22 protein-coding genes are annotated in these 24,508 nt (G+C 73.6%); 12 read left to right on the forward strand and 10 right to left on the reverse strand.

Translation table 11 applies throughout. The annotated features are described in order from the left end of the window. Positions 1-25: 25 nt before the first annotated feature. The 3 genes from ABD158_RS06235 (at position 26) to ABD158_RS06245 (ending at position 6,542) form a co-directional block, all read left to right on the forward strand. On the forward strand, positions 26-1,819 hold the full coding sequence (locus ABD158_RS06235; RefSeq protein WP_344005200.1) for a DEDD exonuclease domain-containing protein: 1,794 nt from the start codon (positions 26-28) through the stop codon (positions 1,817-1,819). 36 nt (positions 1,820-1,855) lie between these two features. Next, positions 1,856-2,134 carry an Lrp/AsnC family transcriptional regulator gene (locus tag ABD158_RS06240; RefSeq protein WP_344005203.1) on the forward strand — a complete coding sequence of 93 codons (279 nt, stop codon included), beginning with the start codon at positions 1,856-1,858 and terminating at the stop codon, positions 2,132-2,134. 142 nt (positions 2,135-2,276) lie between these two features. Continuing rightward, positions 2,277-6,542, forward strand: a complete 4,266-nt coding sequence (locus ABD158_RS06245; protein ID WP_344005206.1) for a hypothetical protein — start codon at positions 2,277-2,279, stop codon at positions 6,540-6,542. Positions 6,543-6,576: 34 nt separating this feature from the next. On the opposite strand, the gene trpD is transcribed toward ABD158_RS06245, so the two are convergent. Further along, positions 6,577-7,602 (reverse strand): anthranilate phosphoribosyltransferase, encoded by a 1,026-nt coding sequence (gene trpD / locus ABD158_RS06250; protein WP_344005209.1) that lies wholly within the window; start codon positions 7,600-7,602, stop codon positions 6,577-6,579. Between the two features lie 7 nt (positions 7,603-7,609). Next, entirely contained in the window at positions 7,610-8,035 is a 426-nt protein-coding gene (locus ABD158_RS06255) for an Rv3143 family two-component system response regulator (RefSeq protein ID WP_344005212.1), read from the reverse strand. Between the two features lie 164 nt (positions 8,036-8,199). On the opposite strand from ABD158_RS06255, the gene ctaE reads away from it, so the two are divergent. The 4 genes from ctaE (at position 8,200) to qcrB (ending at position 12,596) form a co-directional block, all read left to right on the forward strand. Continuing rightward, on the forward strand, positions 8,200-8,841 hold the full coding sequence (gene ctaE / locus ABD158_RS06260) for an aa3-type cytochrome oxidase subunit III (protein ID WP_486348018.1): 642 nt from the start codon (positions 8,200-8,202) through the stop codon (positions 8,839-8,841). A 64-nt stretch (positions 8,842-8,905) separates the two neighbouring features. After that, positions 8,906-9,787, forward strand: coding sequence for a cytochrome bc1 complex diheme cytochrome c subunit (qcrC, locus tag ABD158_RS06265; RefSeq protein ID WP_425573153.1), 882 nt, complete (start codon positions 8,906-8,908; stop codon positions 9,785-9,787). Further along, positions 9,784-10,818 (forward strand): cytochrome bc1 complex Rieske iron-sulfur subunit, encoded by a 1,035-nt coding sequence (gene qcrA, locus ABD158_RS06270; protein ID WP_344005215.1) that lies wholly within the window; start codon positions 9,784-9,786, stop codon positions 10,816-10,818. The genes qcrC and qcrA overlap by 4 nt, the downstream gene beginning before the upstream one ends. Continuing rightward, positions 10,818-12,596 (forward strand): cytochrome bc1 complex cytochrome b subunit, encoded by a 1,779-nt coding sequence (gene qcrB, locus ABD158_RS06275; protein WP_344005217.1) that lies wholly within the window; start codon positions 10,818-10,820, stop codon positions 12,594-12,596. Before qcrA ends, qcrB begins: the two co-directional genes overlap by 1 nt. A 173-nt stretch (positions 12,597-12,769) precedes the next feature. On the opposite strand, the gene ABD158_RS06280 is transcribed toward qcrB, so the two are convergent. From ABD158_RS06280 to ctaC, 4 genes are all read right to left on the reverse strand, one after another. After that, entirely contained in the window at positions 12,770-13,981 is a 1,212-nt protein-coding gene (locus tag ABD158_RS06280; protein WP_344005219.1) for a L,D-transpeptidase, read from the reverse strand. A gap of 103 nt (positions 13,982-14,084) precedes the next feature. After that, a complete protein-coding gene (locus tag ABD158_RS06285; protein ID WP_344005222.1) occupies positions 14,085-14,480 on the reverse strand; it encodes a cytochrome c oxidase subunit 4 in 396 nt (131 codons plus the stop codon). Continuing rightward, positions 14,477-16,345 (reverse strand): aa3-type cytochrome oxidase subunit I, encoded by a 1,869-nt coding sequence (gene ctaD / locus ABD158_RS06290; protein ID WP_486348019.1) that lies wholly within the window; start codon positions 16,343-16,345, stop codon positions 14,477-14,479. The genes ABD158_RS06285 and ctaD overlap by 4 nt, the downstream gene beginning before the upstream one ends. Next, positions 16,342-17,172 carry an aa3-type cytochrome oxidase subunit II gene (ctaC, locus tag ABD158_RS06295; protein ID WP_344005225.1) on the reverse strand — a complete coding sequence of 277 codons (831 nt, stop codon included), beginning with the start codon at positions 17,170-17,172 and terminating at the stop codon, positions 16,342-16,344. Before ctaC ends, ctaD begins: the two co-directional genes overlap by 4 nt. Positions 17,173-17,321: 149 nt before the next feature. Here ctaC and ABD158_RS06300 point away from each other — a divergent pair, with 149 nt between their 5' ends. Both ABD158_RS06300 and ABD158_RS06305 read left to right on the forward strand, forming a co-directional pair. Next, positions 17,322-18,446, forward strand: coding sequence for a cysteine desulfurase family protein (locus tag ABD158_RS06300; RefSeq protein WP_344005227.1), 1,125 nt, complete (start codon positions 17,322-17,324; stop codon positions 18,444-18,446). Beyond that, on the forward strand, positions 18,443-18,682 hold the full coding sequence (locus tag ABD158_RS06305) for a sulfurtransferase TusA family protein (protein ID WP_344005230.1): 240 nt from the start codon (positions 18,443-18,445) through the stop codon (positions 18,680-18,682). Before ABD158_RS06300 ends, ABD158_RS06305 begins: the two co-directional genes overlap by 4 nt. A gap of 28 nt (positions 18,683-18,710) precedes the next feature. Here ABD158_RS06305 and ABD158_RS06310 read toward each other — a convergent pair whose 3' ends face one another. Then, on the reverse strand, positions 18,711-19,697 hold the full coding sequence (locus ABD158_RS06310; RefSeq protein WP_344005232.1) for a carbohydrate kinase family protein: 987 nt from the start codon (positions 19,695-19,697) through the stop codon (positions 18,711-18,713). Positions 19,698-19,760: 63 nt separating this feature from the next. Here ABD158_RS06310 and ABD158_RS06315 point away from each other — a divergent pair, with 63 nt between their 5' ends. Next, positions 19,761-19,982, forward strand: a complete 222-nt coding sequence (locus ABD158_RS06315) for a hypothetical protein (RefSeq protein WP_344005234.1) — start codon at positions 19,761-19,763, stop codon at positions 19,980-19,982. Positions 19,983-20,064: 82 nt separating this feature from the next. On the opposite strand, the gene erpA is transcribed toward ABD158_RS06315, so the two are convergent. Together erpA and ABD158_RS06325 are read right to left on the reverse strand one after the other, a co-directional pair. Further along, the gene (gene erpA, locus ABD158_RS06320) at positions 20,065-20,436 is read right to left on the reverse strand and encodes an iron-sulfur cluster insertion protein ErpA (RefSeq protein ID WP_344005237.1); all 372 of its coding nucleotides are present in this window, start codon (positions 20,434-20,436) and stop codon (positions 20,065-20,067) included. 115 nt (positions 20,437-20,551) lie between these two features. Next, the gene (locus ABD158_RS06325; protein WP_344005240.1) at positions 20,552-21,643 is read right to left on the reverse strand and encodes a glycerate kinase; all 1,092 of its coding nucleotides are present in this window, start codon (positions 21,641-21,643) and stop codon (positions 20,552-20,554) included. A 58-nt stretch (positions 21,644-21,701) separates the two neighbouring features. Between ABD158_RS06325 and ABD158_RS06330 the strand changes: the two genes are divergently transcribed. Next, entirely contained in the window at positions 21,702-22,640 is a 939-nt protein-coding gene (locus ABD158_RS06330; RefSeq protein ID WP_344005242.1) for a GNAT family N-acetyltransferase, read from the forward strand. 44 nt (positions 22,641-22,684) lie between these two features. Beyond that, a complete protein-coding gene (nadA, locus tag ABD158_RS06335; protein WP_344005245.1) occupies positions 22,685-23,869 on the forward strand; it encodes a quinolinate synthase NadA in 1,185 nt (394 codons plus the stop codon). A 61-nt stretch (positions 23,870-23,930) separates the two neighbouring features. Here nadA and pspAB read toward each other — a convergent pair whose 3' ends face one another. Next, complete coding sequence (pspAB, locus tag ABD158_RS06340) at positions 23,931-24,503, reverse strand: PspA-associated protein PspAB (protein ID WP_344005247.1); 573 nt, start codon at positions 24,501-24,503, stop codon at positions 23,931-23,933. Between the last annotated feature and the right edge of the window lie 5 nt (positions 24,504-24,508).

Genomic DNA, 24,508 nt, shown 5'->3' on the forward strand with positions numbered 1-24,508 from the left:
GCGGCGACGCCTAGCGTCCGCGGCGATGGACACCCGCACCCTCTCCGGACCCGCCGCCGCGACGCGGTGGGAGGACCAGCGCAGCTTCGACGAGCTCGGCCGGGCGCTGCGCGACGAGACGTTCTGCGTGGTCGACCTCGAGACCACCGGCGGATCCGCCACCGGGGGGTCGATGATCACCGAGATCGGCGCGGTGAAGGTCCGCGGCGGCGAGGTGCTCGGCGAGTTCCAGACGCTGGTCGACCCGGGCTCGGCGATCCCGCCGTTCATCGCGGTGCTCACCGGGATCACCGACGCGATGGTCCGGGACGCGCCCTCGATCGAGGCGGCGCTCCCGGCGTTCCTCGACTTCGCCCGGGGCTGCGTGCTGGTCGCGCACAACGCGCCGTTCGACGTCGGGTTCCTGCGCCACTTCACCGAGCAGCAGCAGCGCCCCTGGCCGCGCTTCGAGGTGCTGGACACCGCGCTCGTGGCCCGTCGCGTCGTGACGAAGGACGAGGCCCCCAACTGCAAGCTCGCCACGCTGGCGCGGGTGTTCCGCTCCGGCACGACGCCCGACCACCGCGCCCTGTCCGACGCTCGCGCGACCGTCGACGTCCTCCACGGGCTGATCGCCCGGCTCGGCGCGCAGGGCGTGCACACCCTCGAGGAGCTGCGGACCTTCAGCTCGCGGGTCAGCCCGGCGCAGCGCAAGAAGCGACACCTGGCCGAGCGGCTGCCCCACGCACCCGGGGTCTACCTCTTCCACGACGAGCGCGACCGGGTGCTCTACATCGGCACCTCCCGCGACCTCCGCACCCGTGTCCGCTCCTACTTCACGGCCTCCGAGACCCGGTCGCGGATGGGCGAGATGGTCGGCCTGGCCGCCGGCGTGCGCGGGATCGCCTGCGCGACGCCGCTCGAGGCGCAGGTGCGCGAGCTGCGCCTGATCGCCCAGCACAAGCCGCGCTACAACCGCCGCTCCCGGTTCCCGGAGAAGGTGCACTTCCTCAAGCTCACCCGGGAGCCGTGGCCGCGGCTGTCGCTGGTGCGGGCGGTGGCCGACGACGACGCCGACTACCTCGGCCCGTTCGGGTCGAGGAAGGTCGCCGAGCGGTGCCTGGCCGCCCTCCACGAGACGTTCCCGATCCGCCAGTGCGGCGGCCGGCTGGCCCGGCGCCCCTCCGGCACGGCGTGCGTGCTCGCCGAGATGGGGCGGTGCCTCTCGCCCTGCGACGGCTCCGTGGACCTCGAGACCTACGGCGCCGTGGTCCAGCGGCTGCGGGAGTCGCTGCGCCACCACCCGGAGGACGTCGTCGCGACCATCAACGCCCGGATGGACGCGCTGGCCGCCGACGAGCGGTTCGAGGAGGCCGGTGTCGCGCGCGACCGCCTCGCCGCCTTCGTGCGGGCCGCGGCCCGCACCCAGCGGCTCGGGACCCTCGCCCGCTGCGCCGAGGTCGTGGCGGCCCGCAGGGAGGACGACGGCCGATGGGCCGTCCACGTGGTCCGCCACGGCCGGCTCGCCGCCGCCGGGGTCATCCCGCCGGGCCACGACGCCCACCAGTGGGTGGCGACGCTGCGGGCGAGCGCGGAGACGGTGACCCCGGGACCGGGCCCGGTGCCGGCCGCCACCGCCGAGGAGAGCGAGAAGGTGCTGCGGTGGCTCGAGTCCGACGGGGTCCGCCTGGTCAGCGTCGAGGGCGAGTGGACCTGTCCGACCGCCGGAGCCGGTCGTCACCTCGCGCTCTACGACGCCGCGTCACGCTCCCGGGTCGACCTGGTCCCCTTCGACCAGCGCCGCGACCTGCGACCGGTCCGTGGCCCCGAGCGCACGTGACGCGGCCCGGGGGCCCGGCGCCGCTACGGTGAGCGCATGATCACCGCCATCGTGTTCGTCAGCGCGGACGTCGCCCGGATCCCCGAGGTGGCCGAGGAGATCGCGGCCCTCGACGGCGTGAGCGAGGTCTACTCGGTGACGGGTCAGATCGACCTCATCGCGCTGATCCGGGTCAGCGAGCACGAGCAGGTCGCCGCCGTCGTGGCCGACCGTCTCAACAAGGTCGACGGCGTGCGGTCCACCGAGACCCACATCGCCTTCCGCACCCACTCGCGCCACGACCTCGAGGCGGCGTTCTCGCTCGGTCTCGACTGAGGTCGCGACGAGGCCTCGCCCGTTCGGGCCCACCTCGTGGCCCGAACGGACCAGATGTCCCGGTTCTCCTGCCACGACGCCCGCGCCTCCCTACGGTGACGGCACCCCGGCGCCGGTGCCGGGGGTGACGCGGGGGTAGGGCATGCGGGGCAGGACTCGACGGACGGCGGCGCTCGCGACCGCGCTGACCCTGGTGGTCGCGGCGCTGGGCCTGCTGGGGACCACGGGCCCGGCCGCCGGGTCCGCCGCGTCACCGGCGGCACCGACCGGGCTCACGGCCGACGGCGGCGTCCCCCGCCTCGCCTGGGACCGCGTCCCGGGCGCGAGCGGCTACGAGGTCGAGGTCTCGACGAGCCCCAGCTTCTCCCCCCGGACCTGGTCGCGGTCCACCACGGTGAACGCCCAGGTGGTCCCCGAGGTCGCCCTGCCCGCGGGCGAGCTGTCGTGGCGGGTCCGCGCCAAGCAGGGCAGCACCCTCGGCGACTGGGCGACGGGCACCGTCACCGTCGGCGAGCCGGACGTCCCGTCGCTGCTCGGACCCGAGGACGGGGCACGGATCTCCCAGCCGGACGCACCGCCGCTCCTGCGGTGGTCGCCGGTGGCCGGGGCCGACGGCTACGTGCTCGAGGTCGGTGACGACCCCGAGTTCACCGACCCGACCCGATCGACCGTGCTGCGACCCCGCGGGACCTCGTGGGTCCTCGCCTCGGCCCAGCTGCCCGGCAAGCCCGCCTACTGGCGGGTCCGGGCGGAGCGGGGGGCCGGCGTGCTCGGCGGCTGGTCGCGGGTCGGCTCGTACGACGTCGACGGGCTGCCTCCGGCCGTGCTGGACTCCCCCGCCGACGACGCGGCCGTGCCGGTGGAGGACGTCGTCCTGGACTGGGCGCCGGTCGCCGGCGCCACGCGTTACGACGTGCGGCTGAGCGCCGACCAGAACTTCAACTCCGGCGTGACCTCCGCGCGGACGGTCGCGACCCGCTGGTCGCCCGCGACCACGGTCGTCAACGAGCAGTACTTCTGGCAGGTCCGCCCGATCGACGCGCTCGGCACCGAGACGCCGTGGAGCGACGTCCCCACCTGGAAGTTCCGTCGACACTGGCCGCGCCAGCCGCGCCCCGTGCACCCGGCGGACGGCCAGGAGGTCGGGGACCCGCTCTTCCTGCAGTGGGAGCCGGTACGCCTGGCGAGCTCGTACCGCGTGCTGATCAGCACGCGCGACGACTTCCCCGACGTGCGAGGCCTCACCGTCTCCTGCGCGACCGCTGCCACGACCCTCGTCGTGGACCCGGTGCGGTGCGCGCTGCCCACCCTCGGCGGCGAGCGGTTCTTCTGGAAGGTCCAGGCCGTCGACGCGCCGCAGACGGCGACGCTCGTCACGGACGTCATCAGCGCGCCGGTCCGGTCGTTCGTCTACCGCCCCGAGCGGGCCACGCCGACCGCGCCCGCCGACGGCGCGAGCGTCGAGGTCCCGACGATGCGCTGGGCCCCGGCGCCCCGGCCGCAGGACACGACCGGGCCCCACGGCGCCCAGGAGTACGAGGTCACCTGGACCTCGACCGTGGACGGCACGACCCGGTCGGCCACCACGACCGGCACGTCCTACACCCCGACCACGCGCCTGGTCCCCGGGGTCCGGTACCGCTGGGACGTCCGGACGGTGTCGGCCGCGGGCCGGACCGGCACCGGGACCGCGCCGGAGCGGCAGTGGACCTTCACGGTCGCCGAGCCGGCCGTGTCCCCCGCCGGCCCGCTCCCCGAGCCGCTGGAGCCGGTCGTGGCGCCCTCGGACCGGTTCTCGACGCTGCGCTGGTCGCCGGTGGAGGGGGCCGACCACTACCGCCTGCGGCTGCGGGACGCCGGGGAGCAGACCTACCGCGTCATGGACACCCGCTACGGCTACCCGGCCGGCGAGCAGACCGGCCTCGACGAGCTCGTCACCGGCACCCGCTTCTGGTCGGTCGAGGCGTGGAGCAGGTCCGCGCTGATCGCGGTGGGACCGGAGTCCCGGTTCACCGTCACCCCGTCGGCGGCCGTGCGCGGCCACCGCGCCGGCCTCACCGGTGTCGCCACCGGCGATCCCGCCACCACCTGCGACATGGGCCTGCCGGACACCTGCCAGGACCTCGACGGGACCCCCGTGGTCCGCTGGGACCCGGTGCCCGGGGCCTCGGCCTACCGGGTCCAGGTCACCCTGGACCGCGAGCGCACCAGCCTGCTGCCCAGCCCTCTGCACGCCGAGTTCTGGACGACCACCCCGATGTGGGCCCACGACCGGCTGCTGCCCGACCAGCAGGCCGGCTCGGCGTACTTCGTGTCGGTGCGGCCGTGCAAGGCGCTCGACCTGCGCACGTGCGCCGCGACGAGCCACGCCGACCACGCCTTCAACAAGCGCAGCAACGCCGTCGAGCTCGTCGCCCCGGCCGACGGGGCGGCGGTCTCTGACGACGTCACCCTCGACTGGCGCGACTACCTCGAGACCAACCAGGACCCCGCCCGGGCGACCGACGTGACCGGGGTCCACGCCGACGTCGAGGCGCGGGGCTACGAGGTCGAGGTCTCGACCGACGCCACCTTCACCGACCCCCGGGCCCGCGTGGTCGCCGCCACCGTCGACCAGACGACCTTCACCGCGCCGGGCACCACGCTGCCCGAGGGCGACTCCTTCTGGCGGGTGCGGGCCGTCGACGGCAGCGGCAACGGGCTGGTCTGGAGCACCGGCCGTCGGATCGTCAAGCGCTCCCCCGCCCCCGAGCCGCTCACCCCCGCCCCCGACGACAGCGTCGACGGCGGCCAGTCCCTCCGCTGGGGGTCGCTGCCGTTCGCCGCGGACTACCGGGTGCAGGTCCTCCGGACCGGCACGTCGGCGCCCGTGGCGCAGGGGGTGGTCGCGCAGACGGCCTTCACCCCCGCCACCCCCCTGGCCGCCGGCGACGGCTACACCTGGCGCGTCCAGCGCGTCGACGCCTCCGGACGCGACGGGGAGTGGAGCGCGGCCGTGCCCTTCTCCGTCCGCGCGGCGGCCCCGCGCCTGCAGGCCCCTGCGGCCGAGGAGGACGTGGCCCCGTCCGGGTCGCTCTTCACCTGGGGCGACGAGCCCGGCGCGGCCCGGTACCGCTTCGAGCGACGGGTCGCCGGCGCCGCGGCCGCGAGCGAGACCGCCTCGACGAAGGCGACGGGCTGGGCGCCGGTCACCGCGATCGCCGCCGGCCGCCACGAGTGGCGCGTCGTGGCGGTCGACGCGGCGGGCAAGGACCTGGGCGCGTCCGCGTGGCGCGGCTTCGCCGTGCGCCCGGCGCCCACCGCCGCGGCACCCGCGATCACGGGGACCTGGCGGGTGGGCACCAGCCTGCGGGCGTCGGAGCCCGCCTGGGACATGCCGGTCGACCCGGACGCCGGGACCGTCCAGTGGCTCCGCAACGGCCAGCCCGTCCCCGGGGCCACCGGCCTGCAGTACGACACGACGACCGCCGACCTCGGCACCCTGCTCGCCGTGCGGTTCACCGCGGGCCGGGACGGCTGGGCCGACGGGTCGGTGACCACGGCGGGCACGCGGGTCACGGCGGGGGTCGCCCCGACGCTCCAGGCCGAGCCGGTCGTCCGTGGCGCACCCCGCGCCGGGTCGGAGCTCGGTGTCGACCCGCCCGACTGGGACATGGCCGACGTGACGACCACCTACCAGTGGCTGCGCGACGGCGCCGCGCTCCGCGGCGCCACCGGCCCGACGTACGTGGTCGGGACCGGGGACATCGGGCGCGCCGTCTCCGTCCGCGTGACCGGCAGGCGGACCGGGTACGACGACGGCGTCGCGACCAGCTCACCGGTGACCATCGCCGCCGGCGAGGCGCCCACCGCGCTGACTCCCCCGGGCATCACCGGACCCGGCAGCACCCTCCGGGTCGGCGACCGGGCGACCGCGACGGCCGGCGAGTGGTCGCTGGAGGGTCTCCGCGCGGCGTACCAGTGGCTGCGGGACGGCACGGCGATCGCCGGTGCCACCGGCTCCGCCTACACCGTGACCGCCGCGGACGCGGGACGCCTGCTGGGGGTGCGGGTCACCATGACGCGCACCGGGTACGACCCCGGCTCCGCCGTGAGCCCCACCCGGCAGGTGGCGAAGCTGGCGTCCACCACGGCGGCGAGCCTGTCGCGGACGTCCGCCCGGCCGCGCCAGGCCGTGCAGGTGGCCGTCACGGTGACGACCACGACCCGGGGCGTCACGCCGGGCGGCACGGTCGGCCTGATGCTGAACGGCCGGCAGGTCGCCTCCAGCAGGCTCAAGGCGGCCCGGACCACGCTCCGCTACGTCCCGCGGGCCGTCGGGACGCTGCGCCTCACCGTCCGGTACGTCGGGCAGGACCCGGTGGCCGCGTCGACCTCGCGGCCCCTGGTCCTCCGCGTCCGGCGCTGAGGCGGGGTCGACCACGGCCCGCAGGCGGTGGGCGTCAGCCCGCGCTGGCCGCGACCCAGCGGTCGAGCGTGGCCGCGGCGTCGCCGGAGTCCAGGCTCCGGCGCGCGCGCTCGACGCCCGCGGCGAGGCGCTCGGTGACGCTGCCCTCCTCCGCGGCGTGGACGGCGAGGGCGGCCCCCGCGTTGAGCACGACCGCGTCGCGCACCGGGCCCCGCTCACCCGCCAGCAGCGCCCGGACGACGCCCGCGTTGTGGGCGACGTCGCCGCCCCGCAGGTCGTCGGTCGTCGCGCGCCCGATCCCGACCTCGAGAGGGTCCACGGTGTGGGCCTCGACCCGGCCCCCGCTGACGGTCCACAGCGACGACGTCGTGGTGGTCGTGAGCTCGTCGAGGCCGTCGTCGCCGGTGAAGACCCACGCGTCGACCCCCCGCTCCGCGAACACGCCGGCCATGAGCGGCGACATCGCCCGGTGCGCGCAGCCGATGGCCTGGGCCTCCGGACGCGCCGGGTTCGCCAGCGGGCCGAGCAGGTTGAAGGTGGTGCCGATGCCGAGCTCGCGGCGGGCGGCCGCGGCGTGGCGCAGCGCGGGATGGAAGGTCGCCGCGAAGCAGAAGGTGATCCCCGCCGTGCGCGCGACCTCGGCGACCCGCTCGGGGGTGAGGTCGAGCCGGATGCCGAGGTGCTCGAGCACGTCGGCGCTGCCGGTCATCGACGACGCGGAGCGGTTGCCGTGCTTGACCACCGGCACCCCGGCGCCGGCGGCGACGATCGCCGCCATCGAGGAGATGTTGACGGAGTTCGAGCGGTCCGCACCGGTCCCGACGATGTCGAGCACACGCCCCGGCACCTCGATCGGACGCGCGTGGGCGTACATCCCCTCGACGATGCCCGTGAGCTCCTCGACGGTCTCGCCCTTGGCGCGCAGCGCCACCGCGAACCCCGCGATCTGGACCGGGGTCGCGAGGCCCGCGAGGATCTCCCCCATCGCCCACGAGCTGCGCTCGCGGTCGAGGTCCGTCCCGGCGACCAGCGCGCCGAGCACGTCGGGCCAGGACGTCACCCGGTCCTCAGGCACCGGCGGGCGCGACGCGGGTGCGCAGCAGCGCGATCACGGACTCGGCCAGCTGGACCGGGTCCAGCGGGTGGGGGCACACGGCCTCCGCGCGCGACCATGTCGCGAGCCAGGCGTCCTGGGGCCGTCCGGTCAGCACCATCACCGGGGGGCACTGGAAGATCTCGTCCTTCAGCTGCTTGGCGATGCCCATGCCGCCGGCCGGCACCGCCTCGCCGTCGAGGATCGCCAGGTCGACGCCGCCGGCGTCCATGTGGGAGATCACGACGGGCTCGGTGGCGACCTCGACGTACTCGACCTCCGGCAGGTCGGGGTGCGGCCGCCGGCCCAGGGCCAGGATCACCTGGGCCCGGGTGTTGCGGTCGTCGGAGTAGACCAGCACGCGCAGCGGTGCGGCCGGGGCCTGGGACGTCTCGGACACGCGCCGATGCTAGCCGCAGTGGGGGGTCCGGCACCGCGCCGGGCGCTCCGACCGGCGGCGCCCGGGGTCTCGGATCCGAGCCGTGCGGGGCGCCCGCGCGGGTCGCCGACAGCGGGCGGAGGGGCCGTTCGGACAACCGCCCACCCGGAGGTCATAATGCTCGGGTGGCGACAGCAGCAGCAGCGATCCCGGCCTCCCGGCTCCACGGGCACCACGACCGTCCGTCGATGGTCAGCGTGGGCACCATCATCTGGCTCGCCAGCGAGCTGATGTTCTTCGCGGCGTTGTTCGCGTCGTACTTCACGATCCGGGCGGTCAGCCCGGACCTCTGGGCGCAGGAGACGGCGGAGCTCAACGTGCCGTTCGCGTCGGTCAACACCACGATCCTGGTGCTGTCCTCGCTCACCTGCCAGCTCGGCGTGTTCGCCGCGGAGCGCGGCCAGCCCGGGCGCACCGGCAGGTGGTTCCAGTTCCGCCAGTGGGGCCTGCGCGAGTGGTTCATCCTCACGTACCTGATGGGGGCCGTGTTCATCGCCGGCCAGGCCGTCGAGTACGCCGAGCTGATCCACCTGGGCGTCACGATCCCGGACTCCGCCTACGGCACGATGTTCTACCTGACCACCGGCTTCCACGGGATCCACGTGACCGGCGGCCTGGTGGCCTTCCTGTTCGTCCTGGGCCGCACCTACCTGGCCCGGCGCTTCACCCACGAGCAGGCGGTCTCCGCGATCGTCGTCTCGTACTACTGGCACTTCGTGGACGTGGTGTGGATCGCACTGTTCGCCACCATCTACCTGATCCAGTGACGGCTTCCACCAGGACGCACCTGGGTACTGGACACCTGAGACGACGAGTTTGCGAGGACACAGCGTGCGCTTCCTGAACCGCTCCGCCGGCCGGCTGACCCGAGGACGTCGGGGTCCCCTGGCCGGTCTGGTGGTGCTCCTGCTCGGCCTGTTGATGACCGGCGGGCTCTACGCGGCGTTCGCGCCGGCCCAGGCGGACTCCGAGGCCGTGGCCGACGACGAGCTGGTGGCCGAGGGCCGCGAGCTCTTCCTCGTGGGCTGCGCCTTCTGCCACGGCCAGAACGGCGAGGGCATCGAGACCTCCGACGGCCAGCAGCTCGGCCCGACCCTGATCGGCGTCGGCGCGGCCGCCGTCGACTTCCAGGTCGGCACCGGCCGCATGCCGCTCGCCGCCCCGGGCCAGCAGGGCCCCGCCAAGAAGCAGGCCTACTCCGACGAGGAGCGTCTCGCGCTCGCGGCGTACGTGCAGTCGCTGGGCCCCGGCCCCGCGATCCCCACCGAGGACGACTGGAGCCTCGAGGGCCTCACCGACGAGCAGCGCGAGGAGGCCGTCGTCCGTGGCGGCCAGATCTTCCTCACCAACTGCACCGCCTGCCACAACTTCGCCGGCTCCGGCGGCGCGATGCCCGAGGGCGGCTACGCCCCCAACGTCCGGGAGACGAGCGAGGTCCACGTCTACGAGGCGCTGCTGACCGGTCCCGGCCAGATGCCCTCGTTCTCGGAGGGCAACCTCTCGCAGACCGAGAAGCGCGACGTGATCGCGTACCTGAACTCGATCGACGAGGCCCCTGAGTACGGCGGCTTCGGGCTCGGCTCCTTCGGCCCCGTCGTCGACGGTGCCGTCACCTGGATCGTGGGCATCGGCTTCCTCGTGGGCTTCTGCGTCTGGATCGCCGCCCACACCACCCGCACCGACCGCAAGAAGAAGGGTGAGGTGACGACGTGAGCCTCGAGCAGCACCGCCCTGACCGGACCCCGGCCCCCATCGAGGACCCGGGCCTGCCCGAGCACACCTGGCGCCCGACCGACGTCGACGAGGCCAAGGCCCGTCGCGCCGAGCGGCAGGTGGCCGGCCTGTTCGTCTTCTCGATGCTCTGCACCGTGCTGTTCGTGGTCGCCTACTTCACCATCAGCATCGGTGACGACTGGGAGACCTTCGGTGGCCTCGGCGCCTCCACGCTGGCCCTGGGCCTGACCTTCGGCGGTGCCCTGCTGGGCATCGGCGTCGGCATCATCCAGTGGGCCCGCAAGCTGATGGCCGACAACGAGATCGTCGAGATGCGCCACCCGGCGGCCTCGAGCGCCGAGGACCGCGAGGCGACCCTCGACGCGCTGGACCAGGGTCTGCAGGAGTCCGGCATCGCCCGGCGTCCCCTGATCCGCAACACCCTCATCGGCGCGGTCGGGCTGCTCGGCATCCCGGCCGTGGTCGGGCTGCGGGACCTCGGTCCGCTGCCCGGCGACAAGCTGTTCTCCACCATCTGGGAGGAGGGCATGCTCCTGGCGCGCGACGTCGTGGGCACGCCGATCCGTCCCTCCGACATGGAGATCGGCGACCTGATCAACGGCCAGCCGATCGCGCTCTTCGAGACCGACGAGGAGGGCGAGCCGATCTACGAGGGCGAGGACCTCCTCGTCAACAAGGCGAAGGCCTCGATCGTCATCGTCCGGATGGACCCCGAGGACAACAACCCGGCGCCCGGGGCAGAGAACTGGGCCGTCGACGGAATCCTGTGCTTCTCCAAGATCTGCACCCACGTCGGGTGCCCGATCAACCTGTACGCGCGGAAGACGCACCACCTGCTGTGCCCCTGCCACCAGTCGACGTTCGACCTCTCGGACGGCGCCAAGGTGGTCTTCGGGCCCGCGGCACGACCCCTTCCGCAACTACCCCTGGGCGTCAACGAGGACGGGTACCTCGTGGCGCGATCCGACTTCCGCGAGCCTGTCGGACCTAGTTTCTGGGAGCGTGGCTGATGAGCAGCGACACCTCTGCCTCCGGCGCGACCGCCGCCGCCTCGTCGGTGGCGTCGACGAACGGCAGCAAGGCCTCGGTCGGCAAGAAGCCCAACCCCGCCGGCAAGGCCGCCAACTGGGCCGACGAGCGCCTCGGCCTCGCCGGTGCCGCGAAGAAGAACCTGCGCAAGGTCTTCCCCGACCACTGGTCGTTCATGCTGGGCGAGATCGCCCTGTGGAGCTTCGTGGTCCTCCTGCTGACCGGTGTGTTCCTGACGCTCTGGTACCGCCCGAGCATGGCCGAGGTGACCTACACGGGCTCCTACGACCAGATGCGCGGTCTCCACGTGTCCGAGGCCTTCGCCTCGACGCTGGACCTGTCGTTCGACGTCCGCGGCGGTCTGCTCATGCGGCAGATGCACCACTGGGCGGCGATGCTGTTCATCGCGGCGATGCTCGTGCACATGATGCGCGTCTACTTCACCGGCGCGTACCGCAAGCCCCGTGAGCTGAACTGGGTCATCGGCGTCCTGCTGCTGGTCCTCGGCACGCTCGAGGGCTTCACCGGCTACTCGCTGCCCGACGACATGCTGTCCGGCACGGGCATCCGAGCCGCCGACGGATTCGTGAAGTCGATCCCCGTGATCGGCACGTACGCCTCCTTCTTCCTGTTCGACGGCGAGTTCCCGGGCGCGGCGATCATCCCGCGGCTCTACACGATCCACGTGCTGCTCATCCCCGGCCTCCTGCTGGGGTTGATCGCGGCCCACATGCTGCTGCTCGTGTACCACAAGCACACGCAGTGGCCTGGCCCCGGCCGCACCGAGCAGAACGTCGTCGGCTACCCGATGCTGCCCGTGTACGCCGCCAAGGCCGGCGGGTTCTTCTTCATCGTCTTCGGCGTCACGGCGCTGCTCGGCGGTCTGTTCACCCTGAACCCGATCTGGGCCTACGGTCCCTACGACCCGTCCAAGGTGACCGCCGGCTCCCAGCCGGACTGGTACATGGGCTGGCCCGACGGTGCGCTGCGGATCTTCCCCGGCCCGCCGCTCGAGTACTCGTTCTTCGGCGTCACCCTGTCGCTGAACGTGTTCATCCCGATCATCCTGCTGCCGACGCTGGCCATCCTGATCCTCCTGGTGCTCCCCTTCGTGGAGGCCTGGATCACGAAGGACAAGCGGGAGCACCACCTGCTGGAGCGTCCGCGCGACGCCCCGGGCAGGACGGCGACCATGGTCGCGCTGATGACGTTCTACGGCCTGATGTGGGCGGCCGGCGGCAACGACATCCTGGCGATCATCTTCGACCTCAGCATCAACCAGATCACGTACTTCCTCCGGGTCGCCGTGATCGTGGGGCCGATCATCGCCTTCATCGTCACCCGGCGCTGGTGCATCTCGCTGCAGCGCAAGGACCGCGAGGACCTGCTGCACGGCTACGAGACGGGCGTCATCATGCGCTCGGCCTCGGGCGGCTTCTCCGAGCGTCACGAGCCGCTGCCGGTGGAGAAGGCGTACGCCATCGCGGCGCGCGACCCCGACCAGCCGGCCGCGCTGGAGCGGGCCACCGACGAGAACGGTGTCCCCTCCCCCACCACCCGCTCCGCGCGTCTGCGCCACAAGGTGTCGGCGTACCTGCACGGCGGTGGCGTCGCCACCCCGACGCGACAGGAGCTGGAGGAGGCGCACGCCCACGCGGCGCACGAGCAGGAGCTCGAGGCGGCGTACGACGGCCAGCGCGTGCTCGACGGCCGTGGGGCCTCCAGCTCCACGGGCTCCGGGGACGACGCCTCGCGCTGACCCCCTCGCACCGCCGACGACGCCCGTCGCTCCCCCTGGGAGCGGCGGGCGTCGTCGTCGTCGGCCAGAGACGTGCGTCGGGACCGCCCGACCGGACGGCCCCGCCACAGGTCACCGGTGTGGTGGACCGGTGCCCGCGCCCGGCGGCAGCACCGGTCGCCCGGGGCCGTCGCTCAGAGCGCGGAGCCCTCGGCGTACTGGTCGTAGGACTCGTTCCAGTCGCCCCAGCCGTTGTCGACGGTCATCGCACGGTCGGTGCCGGTCACCTCGACGACGTCGCCGCGCTTGGAGTTCTCGTAGACCCAGGCGGCGTCCTCCGTGCTCATCCCCACGCACCCGTGGCTGACGTTGTCGGAGCCCTGCGAGCCCACGGACCACGGAGCGGCGTGGAGGAACTCCCCGGAGTTGGTGACGCGCAGCGCGTACTCGACGTCCGAGATGTTGTAGTACTCCGGGTCCCCGGGCTGGATGCCCGTCGTCGCGGCGTCCATGGTCTTGGTGCGGTGCTTCTCCATGATCACCTTGGTCCCGGACCGCGTCTCGAAGCCGCCCTTGCCGGCGCTGATCGGCATGGTCCGAGCCAGCTCCCCGTCGATGAAGGTCCTCATCCGGTGTGCGGCGACGTCGACGCGGTGGATCACCGACGAGCCCACGGTGAAGCCGATCCGTCGGCTCTCCTGGCCGTAGATCCCCTCCCCGGCGGCGACCGAGTTGATGTCGGCGTCGACGGTGACCTCCGTGCCCGGCTTCCAGTACTCCTCCGGACGCCACCGCACCTCGGTGTCGCTGAACCAGTGCCAGGACCCGGCCTGCTGCGGCGTGGAGGTGACCCGGAGGTGCTTCTCGATGGAGGCGCGGTCGGTCACGGGCACGTCGAAGGCCACCGACACGGGCATGCCGACGCCGACGGTCTCGCCGTCCAGGGGCGCGATCGAGGCGAAGGTCTGCTGGTCCAGCGTCAGGTCCTGCGTCGTGAAGCGCGACGTGGTGCGCTGCTCCGCGCCGTCCGCGCCGTCCGCCGTCATCGTGAGGGTGTACGCCGTGCCGGGCTCGAGCGAGCCGGTCGCGATCCAGGCGTTGTCGTCCATGCGGCCCGCGACGGCTCCCTGGGGGGACGTGAGGGTCACCTCCCGCAGCTCGCCGCCGCCCTCGATCCCGACGGACGGGCGGGTGTCGACCGGGACGTCCCGGGCGCCACGCTCGGGGGTGGTGCGCAGCCGCGGGGCCGTGGAGGCGGGTGCGGCGCCGCCCTCCTGCGAGGACGGACCGCCGGCGCCGTCGCCCCCGGGGAGCACCTCGGACGCGGAGCACCCCGCGACGGCGGCGAGACCCAGCACGGCGGCCGACGCCAGCGAGGCGACCCGGACCGGACGACGTACACGCACAGCAGACCTCCACACACGACGAACGGCGGGTGTCCAGGTCGGACACCCGCCGTTCCAGGTTAACCCGGGATCCTCGTCGGACCCGGCAACCGTCGCCCGCGGATCAGTGCGCGTGCACCCCGCGGTAGTACTCGAAGACGAACCCCGACAGCGCGATGACGCCGAAGGCCGAGCCGATGATGAACAGCCACCAGCCGAACACGACGCCCAGCACCATCACCGCGAGGGTCGAGGCGCACCACAGCGGCCACCAGGAGTACGGCGGGAAGAAGCCGAGCTCGCCGGCGCCCTCGGCGATCTCGCCGTCCTTGCGGTCCTCCGGACGGGGGTCCATGCGCCGGTCGGACGCGAACAGGTAGATCGCGACCATCAGCACCAGCAGCGCCGACATCACCAGGGCGGACGTGCCCGTCCAGTCACCGGTCACGAACCAGTACACGGCGCTGACGGGAGCGAAGAACGCGAAGCTGCTCCCGAAGATCCAGCCTTCGGCCTTCATCGGTCGTCGTCCTTCCGCGAGCGCGACTTGGTCGGGGGGCCCTCGTCGAAGCCGTCCGAGCGACGGGCGGTCTCGTCGGCCTCACCGGTGTGGGCGGTCTGCGTCTGGTCGCCGCCGTCGGTGGCGATCCGGCGGCGCAGCATCTCCGCGCGACCCTCCATGTCCGGGGCGTCCACCGGGGACTTGCCGGTGATGGACTCGTTGTCGGCCAGCTCGAGCGCCGCCACTTCGGGGTGGTGGAGGTCGAACGCGGGCGACTCCGAGCGGATCCGGGGCAGCTGGTGGAAGTTGTGGCGCGGGGGCGGGCAGCTCGTCGCCCACTCCAGCGACCGGCCCCAGCCCCACGGGTCGTCGACCTCGATCTTCGGGCTGCGACGCGACACGTACACGTTCCACAGGAACGGCAGGGTCGAGGCGGCGAGCACGAAGGAGCCGATGGTCGAGACCTGGTTCAGCGTCGTGAAGCCGTCGTCGGGCAGGTAGTCCGCGTAGCGGCGGGGCATGCCCTCGACGCCGAGCCAGTGCTGCACGAGGAAGGTCGTGTGGAAGCCGACGAACAGCAGCCAGAAGTGCAGCTTGCCGAGGCGCTCGTCGAGCATCCGGCCGGTGAACTTGGGCCACCAGAAGTAGAACCCGGCGAACATCGCGAACACCACGGTGCCGAAGACGACGTAGTGGAAGTGCGCCACGACGAAGTAGGAGTCGGAGACCGCGAAGTCCAGCGGCGGGGAGGCCAGCAGGACGCCGGTCAGGCCGCCGAACAGGAAGGTCACGAGGAAGCCGATCGACCACAGCATCGGGGTGTCCATCGAGATGGACCCGCCCCACATCGTGCCGATCCAGTTGAAGAACTTGACTCCCGTCGGCACGGCGATCAGGAACGTCATGCCGGAGAAGAACGGCAGGTCCACGGCCCCGGTCACGAACATGTGGTGCGCCCACACGGCGACGGAGAGGATCGCGATCGCGAGCGTGGCGCCGACCAGGCCGACGTAGCCGAAGATCGGCTTGCGGCTGAAGACCGGGAAGATCTCCGTCACGATGCCGAAGAACGGCAGCGCGATGATGTAGACCTCCGGGTGGCCGAAGAACCAGAACAGGTGCTGCCACAGGATCGGTCCGCCGTGGGCGGCGTCGAACACGTGGGCGCCGAGCAGGCGGTCCGCCTCGAGCGAGAGCAGCGCGCCGGCGAGGATCGGGAACGCGATCAGGACCAGCAGGCTGGTGACCAGCGTGTTCCAGACGAACAGCGGCATCCGGAACATCGTCATGCCGGGAGCGCGCATGCAGATGATCGTCGTGATGAAGTTGACGGCACCGAGGATCGTGCCCAGGCCCGCGAGCCACAGGCCCATGATCCACAGGTCACCCCCGGCGCCCGGGGACCGGACGGCGTCCGACAGCGGCGTGTAGGCGAACCACCCGAAGGCGGCGGCACCGTTGGGGGTGAGGAAGCCGGAGGCCGTGATCAGGCCGCCGAACAGGAACAGCCAGTAGCTGAACATGTTCAGCCGCGGGAACGCGACGTCCGGGGCACCGATCTGCAGCGGCATGATCACGTTGGCGAACCCGAAGAACAGCGGGGTCGCGAACAGCAGCAGCATGATCGTGCCGTGCATCGTGAAGAGCTGGTTGTACAGGTCGTCCGAGACGACCTGCTTGCCCGGGAACGCCAGCTCGGAGCGGATCAGCATCGCCATCAGGCCGGCGATGAGGAACCAGCTGAACGACGTGACCAGGTACATCTTGCCGATCAGCTTGTGGTCCGTCGTCGTGATCATCCGGACGACGAGCTGACCCAGCCGCTGGTTGCGGTCCTCGGGCTCGGGGACGGTGCTGGTGGGCGGTGTCGCTGTCGCGGTCACGGGGTGCCCTCCTCCTCGGGCTCCTCGAGCCCGGCCTGGGTGTCGGCGTCGGCGCCACCGGTGACCGGCTCCGCGCTCTCGTTGCCCGCCTCGGCGAGGTCGTCGAGGTAGGCCTCGTACTCCTCGGGGGACACGACGTCGACGTTGAACAACATGCGGGAGTGGGAGACACCGCAGAACTCGGTGCACTTGCCCTTGAACGTGCCCTCCATGTTGGGCGTCACCTGGAAGCTGTTGGTGCGCCCGGGGATCACGTCCATCTTCATCAGGAAGCCCGGCACCCAGAAGCCGTGGATGACGTCCGGGGACTGCAGGTTGAACTGGATGCGCTCGCCCTCGGGGAGCACCAGCGTCGGGATGTCGCTCGCGGTGCCCGAGTAGTAGACGTAGCTGTCGGGGTCCGCGTCGTCACCCGTGTACGGGTAGTTGAACGTCCACGACCACTGCTGGCCGACGATCTCGAGCGTCCGGTCCGGCTCCTCCTCGTCGAGGACCTCGTTCTGGACCGTCAGGGTCCAGTAGAAGAACACGATCACCATCATGATCGGCGCGACCGTGTAGAAGATCTCGAGCGGCAGGTTGTAGCGCGTCTGGACCGGCACCTCGTCGTTGCTGCGACGCCGGTAACGGATCACGACCCAGGCGATGAGGCCCCAGGTCACGATGCCGACCGCGATGGCCGCGACCCAGGCGTAGCGCCACAGGTCGTAGATGGCCGGCGCCTGCTCGGTGGCCGGCTCCGGCATGGCGAGCGAGCGGAACTGCCGCTCGGTCTCGGCTGAGCACGCGCTCAGGAAGACGAGCGTCACCGCCAGTACGGCGGCCATGCCCACCCGTCGCGCCCTCGCCCTGACGGGCTGGCGCCTGGGGATCTGAAGACCCACTCCACGGCCTCTCTGTGCGGTACTCACGACGCACTGAGGGTACCCGTTGGGAGCCGTCGTGACGCGCCTGGGTCGGCGAGTAGGTTCGCGCCGTGGCGTACCTCGACACGGCCTCCTCCGAACCGCTCCACCCGGCGGCGCGGGAGACCCTCGCGGCCGCCCTGGACCGTGGCTGGGCGGATCCGCGCCGTCTCCACGGCGAGGGGCGCTCGGCCCGCCTGCTGCTCGACAACGCCCGGGCCGTCGTCGCGGAGGCGCTGGGGGTCCGCGACGACGAGGTGACGTTCGTCTCCTCGGGCACGGAGGCCACCCACCGCGGGCTCCTGGGCCTCCACGCGGGGCGCCGCCGACCGGGCCACCCGCCGCCGGGGCCGGTGGTCGCGACCGCCGTCGAGCACTCCGCGGTCCTGCACGCGGCCCGCTGGGCCGGCGCCGGGCCGGTCGAGGTCGGTGTCGACCGGTCCGGGCGCGTGGACGCGGACGCGGCTCTCGCCGCCCTGCCCGGCGCCTCGGTGCTCGCGGTGCAGAGCGCCAACCACGAGGTCGGCACCCGCCAGCCCGTCACCGAGCTGGCCGCCCACGCGGCCCGCCTCGGCGTGCCCGTCTTCGTCGACGCCTGCGCGTCCGTCGGCCGCGAGCCGCTGCCCGCCGGCTGGGACGCCGCCGCGGCCTCCGCCCACAAGTGGGGCGGGCCCGCGGGCGTCGGCCTGCTCCTCGTCCGACGGGGCGCGCGGTGGCGCTCGGCGTTCCCGGTCGACGACCGCGACGACGAGCGCGCCTCCGGCCACGAGAACGTCCCGGCCGCGCTGGCGGCCGCGGCCGCCCTGCAGGCCGTCGTGGCCGAGCGCGACGCCACCGACCGTCGGCAGCGGGCGCTCGTGGACCGGCTGCGCTCCGGTGTCGCGCGGCTGCCCGACGTGGAGGTCGTGGGCGACCCGGTCGACCGGCTCCCCCACCTGGCGACGTTCTCGTGCCTCTACGTCGACGGCGAGGCGCTGGTCACCGAGCTCGACCGCCGCGGCCTCGCCGTCGCCAGCGGGTCGGCCTGCACCGCCTCGACCCTGACCCCGAGCCGGGTGCTCGAGGCGATGGGCGTGCTCACGCACGGCAACCTGCGGGTGTCGATGGGCCGCGACACGACGGAGGCGGACGTCGACGCCCTGCTCGCGGCCCTGCACGAGGTGGTGCCGCGGCTGCGGGCCGAGGTGGGGCTGTGACGGCCGACGTCGACCTCGAGCTCGACTGCCGGGGCCTGCGCTGCCCGATGCCGGTGATCGAGCTGGCCCGCCGGATCGGTGACGTGGCCCTCGGCGGTGTCCTCGCCGTCGCCGTCACCGACGTCGCGGCCCGCACCGACGTGCCGGCGTGGTGCCGGATGCGCGGGCAGACCTACCTCGGCGAGCAGCCGGCCGAGGACGGCACGCCCCGGCTGCTGGTGCGCCGGGAGTCCTGAGTCGCCGCGGCGTCTTGGTCGCGGCGACTCAGGCCCTCAGCGGTGACAGGTGGGGCTCGACGTCGGCGGCGAACTCCTCGCCGTACGCCGCACGACCGCGCTCGAGGAACGCCCCCCGGGTCAGGGTGTACTCCTGGGTGCCGATGCGCTCGACCACGTGGACGGCGAGCAGGCAGCCGAGCTGGGCGGACCGCTCCAGCCCCAGGTCCCAGCTGCGCGCCGCGAGGAAGCCGGCGCGGAAGGCGTCGCCGACGCCGGTGGGGTCGGGCGTCGCGGTGGCGGGCACCGCGTCGACGACGACCTCGGCCTCGCCGGTGCGGAGGATCTTGACGCCGCTCTCGCCGAGGGTCACCACCCAGGTGCCGACGCGCGCGAGCACGTCGTCGACGCTCCAGCCGGTCTTCGTGGTGATCAGGGACGCCTCGTACTCGTTGCAGAACAGCAGGTCGGCGCCGTCGACGAGGTCGCGGATGAGCTCGCCGTCACCGAACGCGAGCTGCTGGGAGGGGTCGGAGGCGAACGGGTAGCCGCGCTGGCGGCACTCCTCGACGTGGCGACGCATGCCCTCGGGGTCGTTGGGACCGACGAGCACGAGGTCGGCACCGCCGACGCGGGCCGCGATCGGGCCGAGCTCGATCTCGCGGGCCTCGCTCATGGCGCCGGCGTAGAACGAGGCGAACTGGGCGTGGTCGGCGTCGGTGGTGCACACGAAGCGGGCGGTGTGGCGCGTCTCGGACACGTGCACCGAGTCGCAGTCGACACGGTGCCGCTCGAGCCAGGAGCGGTACTCGGCGAAGTCCTCGCCCACCGCCCCCACGAGCACCGGGACCAGGCCCAGGCTGCCGAGCCCGAAGGCGATGTTGGCGGCGCAGCCCCCGCGACGGACCTCGAGGTCCTCGACGAGGAAGGAGACCGAGAGCTTGTCGAGCTGGTCGACGACCAGGGAGTCGGCGAACCGACCCGGGAACGACATCAGGTGGTCGGTGGCGATCGAACCGGTGATCAGCAGGGGCACGGGCGACGAGACTACGAGCAAACGGTCTGGGAGTACCCATCGGTAGCCCCTAGCGTCAGGAGGATGGACCCCCGCACCGCGTACGACGAGGCGGCCTCGCCGCAGCAGATGGCCCACGACTCGCGCCGGACCGGCCGCCGCCTGCGGCTGCTCGAGCAGGCCGCCCGGTCGGTGTCGCGTCCCGCGCCCGACCTCAGCTGGGAGGGCCGTCCCCGCGAGGTCGTCAAGCCCGAGATCACCGTCGACGCGGCGGCGGCACGCCTAGCGGCGTCGTACCTCGACTGAGACCGGGACACCCCGGGACGCACGTCGGCCAGGCACCCGCGGGTGCCTGGCCGACGAACGTGTGGAGCGCGGTGCGGGTCCCTCAGTGGAAGGAGTCCCCGCAGGCGCACGAGCCGGTGGCGTTGGGGTTGTCGATCGTGAAGCCCTGCTTCTCGATCGAGTCGACGAAGTCGATGCTGGCGCCGCCGAGGTAGGGCACGCTCATCCGGTCGACGACGACGGTCACGCCGTCGTAGTCGATGGTGACGTCGCCGTCGAGCGTCCGCTCGTCGAAGAACAGCTGGTAGCGCAGGCCGGAGCAGCCGCCGGGCTGCACCGAGATCCGGAGCGCGAGGTCGTCGCGCCCCTCCTGCTCCAGCAGGCTCTTCACCTTCTGCGCCGCCACGGGGGTCAGGTTGACCTGGTCCGAGCGCTGCTCGGTGGCCTGCTCGGTGGTCTCGACCTGCTCGGTCATGTCGTCTCCCTGGGCTTGGTGGTGGTGCACGCCGCGGGCACCGCGGTCGCGCTCATCCGAGATCAATGGTGTCACACCGGGCGTTGTTCCTCACGCGGCCGCGGTGGTCTGCTCGTCACACCGACCAGCTGCGCGCCACGCGGGCGGCAAGGTCGGCCAGCGCGCCCGCCGGGTCGTCGGTCGCGCGACGGGCGCCGACCACGTCCTCGACCGAGTACGCCGACTCGAAGCCCTGCGCCCGCAGCTCCCGGCGACCGAGGACGACCCGGCCCGCGAGCACCACGCAGGGCGCGAGCACGTCGGCGGCCACCCGGGCGACGGCGGCGGGCACCCTCCCCGACCGCCCGGAGAAGTCCAGCGAGGCCTCGCCGGTCAGCACCACCTCGCAGCCCCGCGCCCGCCGGGCGAGACCGACCTCGCCGGCGAGGAGGTCGAGGCCGTCGTCGAGCTCGGCGCCGAGCAGCCGCAGGGCGTGCCCGGACCCGCCGCCGGCGCCGCTGCGCTCCTCCAGCGCCTGCAGCCGGCCGGTGGCAGCCCCCCAGGCGTCGAGGACGGCGTCGACCGAGGGGAGCCGCTCCTCGGGGACGCCGCGGCTCGCGCCGGACGCCTTCGTCGTGCCGAAGAGTCCCGCCAGCACCGCGGTGGTCTCGCAGGCCCCTCGCAGCCGGACGCCGTGCAGACGCTCGCGGGCACCGGAGAGCTCCACGTCCCGGACGCCGGCGAGACCCGCGACGCCCACGTCGAGCGGCCGGTCCGCCGCGGCGCCCAGCGCGCCCAGCATCCCGGCCCCGCCGTCGTGGGTGCCCAGACCGCCGAGACCGACCACGACCTCGCCGCCGGCGCCGACCTCGGCGACCGCCGCCGCCACCAGCTGGCCCAGCCCGGTCGACGAGGCCCGCTCCCCACGTCGGCCGCCGGTGAGCTGCAGCCCGCAGGCCTGCGCGCCCTCGACGTACGCCGTGTCGCCGACCAGGAGCACGGTGGCCGGCACCGGCTCGCCGAAGGGACCCTCGACGGTCCGGGCGAGCAGGTCGCCCCCGCGGGCGGCGCGGACCGCGTCGAGGAAGCCGGGCCCGCCGTCGGACAACGGCACGAGGTCGAGCTCGTCGCCGGGCGCGTGCCGCGCCCACCCCGCGGCGATCGCGCGCGCGGCCTCGGAGGCCGACAGGGCTCCGCCGAAGGAGTCGGGGGCCACCAGCACGCGCACCCCGCCATCCTGCCCCTCCGCGCCGCCCGTCGCGCCCCGGCTCGCCTACGGTGGGCCGGTGAGCGACGCCGGCGCCTGGATCCGCCCGATGCGGGCCGCCGACGTCGCCGCCGCCGAGCGGCTCACGGCCACGGCCTACGCCGGCGCCGACCGGGTGCTCGGCCCGCCCGGCGCCCGCGCCGACGACGGGGACCCCGGGCGTCCCGCGGCCCCGGTCGCGCACCCCGGGCGGCGCGACCCCGTGCGGGCCGAGCAGTGGCGCCGACGCACCGCCCACCTCCTCGCCACCGACCCGGGCGGCTGCTGGGTCGCCGAGGACGACGGGGACCTGCGGGGCGTCGCCGTCTCCTTCACGCGCGAGCTGATGTGGGTCCTCGCCTCGTACGCCGTGGCTCCGGGCGCGCAGGGACGCGGCCTCGGTCGGGTCCTGCTGGAGGCCGCGCTCGGCCACGGACGGGGATGCCTGCGGGGGATGCTGTGCTCCTCCCCCGACCCGGCCGCGGTGCGGCGCTACCGCCTCGCGGGCTTCGCGCTGCACCCCCACATGCTGCTCACCGGCGCCGTCGACCGCACGGCGCTGCCGGTCCTCGGCCGGCTGCGCGACGGCGGGACGGCCGACCGCGACCTGCTCGACTCCGTGGACCGCCGGGCCCGGGGCGCCGCGCACGGCCCCGACCACGAGGTCCTGCGGGCCACCACGGCCCGGCTCGTCGTCGCCGACCGCCCCACCGGCCAGGGCTACGCCTACCTCGGGACGGAGGGGTCGCCGGTGCTGCTGGCCGCCACCACCCGCCGCGTCGCGGAGGACCTCGCCTGGGAGGCGCTCGCCTCGGCCCCCGTCGGCGCGGAGGTGCGTCTGGAGCGCGTCAGCGCCGCCAACCAGTGGGCCCTCGACGTCGGGCTGGCGGCCGGCCTCGCGGTGCACCAGCGGGGCTACCTCGCCCTGCGGCACTGCCGCCCGCCCACGACGTACCTCCCTCACGCCTCGCTGCTCTGAGGCCGCCCCGGAGCGGCCCGCGGCACGCGACCTACGATGGGCCCATGACCACGGTCGACCTGCCCCTGCTCCCCCTCGGCCGCGGACGCGACCTCGGCTCGGAGCGCGGTGTCGACTGCCCCGGCGACCTGCCGCCGGCCTCCGACCCGGACCTCGTCGCCCGCGCGCGGGCCGCCCGCGACGCGCTCGGCGACCGGGCCTTCGTGCTCGGCCACCACTACCAGCGCGACGAGGTCATCCAGTTCGCGGATGTCACCGGCGACTCCTTCAAGCTGGCCCGCGAGGCCGCGGCCCGACCGGACGCCGAGTACATCGTGTTCTGCGGCGTGCACTTCATGGCCGAGTCGGCCGACATCCTGACCGGCGACCACCAGCAGGTCGTCCTGCCGGACCTGGCGGCGGGCTGCTCCATGGCGGACATGGCGCGGCTGCGCCAGGTCGAGGACGCGTGGGACGCGCTGGGCGCCGCCGGCGTCGCCGAGTCGGTCGTGCCGGTCACGTACATGAACTCCTCCGCCGACATCAAGGCGTTCTGCGGCCGCCACGACGGTGTCGTGTGCACCTCGAGCAACGCGAAGCGGGCCCTCGACTGGGCCTTCGCGTCCAAGGACGGCACGGCGGCGCCGGACGCGATGCCGACGAAGGTGCTCTTCCTGCCCGACCAGCACCTCGGGCGCAACACCGCGGTGCTGGAGATGGGCTTCTCCCTCGACGACTGCGTGGTCTGGGACCCGCACCGCCCCGGCGGCGGCCTGACCGAGCAGGAGCTGCGGGACGCCCGCGTGATCCTCTGGAAGGGCCACTGCTCGGTGCACGGTCGCTTCAGCGCGGAGGTCGGCCGCGAGCTGCGGCGCACCCTGCCGGGCGTCCAGCTCCTCGTGCACCCCGAGTGCCGTCACGAGGTCGTCCTCGAGGCCGACCTCGTCGGCTCGACGGAGTTCATCATCAACACGGTGCGCGCCGCCCCGCCGGGATCGATCTGGGCGATCGGCACGGAGCTCAACCTCGTGCGGCGCCTGGCCGCCGAGCACCCCGAGCAGCAGATCACCTTCCTCGACAAGACGGTCTGCTACTGCTCCACGATGAACCGCATCGACCTGCCCCACCTGGTGTGGGCCCTGGAGTCGCTGGTCGCGGGCACCGTCGTCAACCGCATCAGCGTCGACGCCGACACCGAGCACTGGGCCCGGGTCGCGCTCGAGCGCATGCTCGCCCTGCCGGGCGTCTGAGCGCACGCCCGGCCCGGGGCACCGACGTCGGCCGGGCTCCCGGGTCCGGCGCCGGACGGTCTCAGAGGCCGGGCGCGCCCCAGATGGCGAGCCAGCGGGAGGTGTCCTTCTCCATGGGCAGCTCGCCCGCGAGGTGGTCGCGCACCGACAGCTCCAGCAGCGTGTCGCGCGCCTGCTCGCCCGTCGGGGCGAACGGGTAGAAGGTGCCTTGTTTGTAGAGGTAGACCACCCCGAGCCGGCGCCCGGAGGCGTCGGCGAACCCGAGGTGCGAGCACAGCAGACCGTCCGCGAAGCCGGCGTCGCCGAGGATCGTGTTGACCGCGTGGAGGTCGGTCGCCAGCCCCGAGGTGTCCGAGGGGTCGCGCCGCACCACCAGCCAGGTGAAGCCGAAGGAGTCGAGCGACCTCTCGACCTTGGGGGCCTGAGGGTCGGCGTCGAGCAGCGCGACGACCTCGTCCTGCGTCCGGCTGAACGCCGCGCCCGCGGCGCCGCGGTAGCAGACCGCGCCCACCCCGGTCGGCTCGAGGCCGGCCGCGGTCTGCAGCGTGATCGCCGCGTTGGGGAGGTGGAACAGGTCGTCGAGCCGGTTGGGGCGCGGCGTGCGCCGACCCAGGATCGCGTCGAGGAAGCCCATCGGGT

This window comes from Nocardioides lentus (assembly GCF_039529515.1).
GTDB classification, from domain to species: domain Bacteria; phylum Actinomycetota; class Actinomycetes; order Propionibacteriales; family Nocardioidaceae; genus Nocardioides; species Nocardioides lentus.

Coding starts and splice junctions, on each gene's coding strand:
- ABD158_RS06235 (WP_344005200.1), top strand. CDS start 26: ATGGACACCCGCACCCTCTCCGGACCCGCCGCCGCGACGCGGTGGGAG.
- ABD158_RS06240 (WP_344005203.1), top strand. CDS start 1,856: ATGATCACCGCCATCGTGTTCGTCAGCGCGGACGTCGCCCGGATCCCC.
- ABD158_RS06245 (WP_344005206.1), top strand. CDS start 2,277: ATGCGGGGCAGGACTCGACGGACGGCGGCGCTCGCGACCGCGCTGACC.
- qcrB (WP_344005217.1), top strand. CDS start 10,818: ATGAGCAGCGACACCTCTGCCTCCGGCGCGACCGCCGCCGCCTCGTCG.
- ABD158_RS06285 (WP_344005222.1), bottom strand. CDS start 14,480: ATGAAGGCCGAAGGCTGGATCTTCGGGAGCAGCTTCGCGTTCTTCGCT.
- ctaC (WP_344005225.1), bottom strand. CDS start 17,172: ATGGCCGCCGTACTGGCGGTGACGCTCGTCTTCCTGAGCGCGTGCTCA.
- ABD158_RS06315 (WP_344005234.1), top strand. CDS start 19,761: ATGGACCCCCGCACCGCGTACGACGAGGCGGCCTCGCCGCAGCAGATG.
- erpA (WP_344005237.1), bottom strand. CDS start 20,436: ATGACCGAGCAGGTCGAGACCACCGAGCAGGCCACCGAGCAGCGCTCG.
- nadA (WP_344005245.1), top strand. CDS start 22,685: ATGACCACGGTCGACCTGCCCCTGCTCCCCCTCGGCCGCGGACGCGAC.
- pspAB (WP_344005247.1), bottom strand. CDS start 24,503: ATGGGCTTCCTCGACGCGATCCTGGGTCGGCGCACGCCGCGCCCCAAC.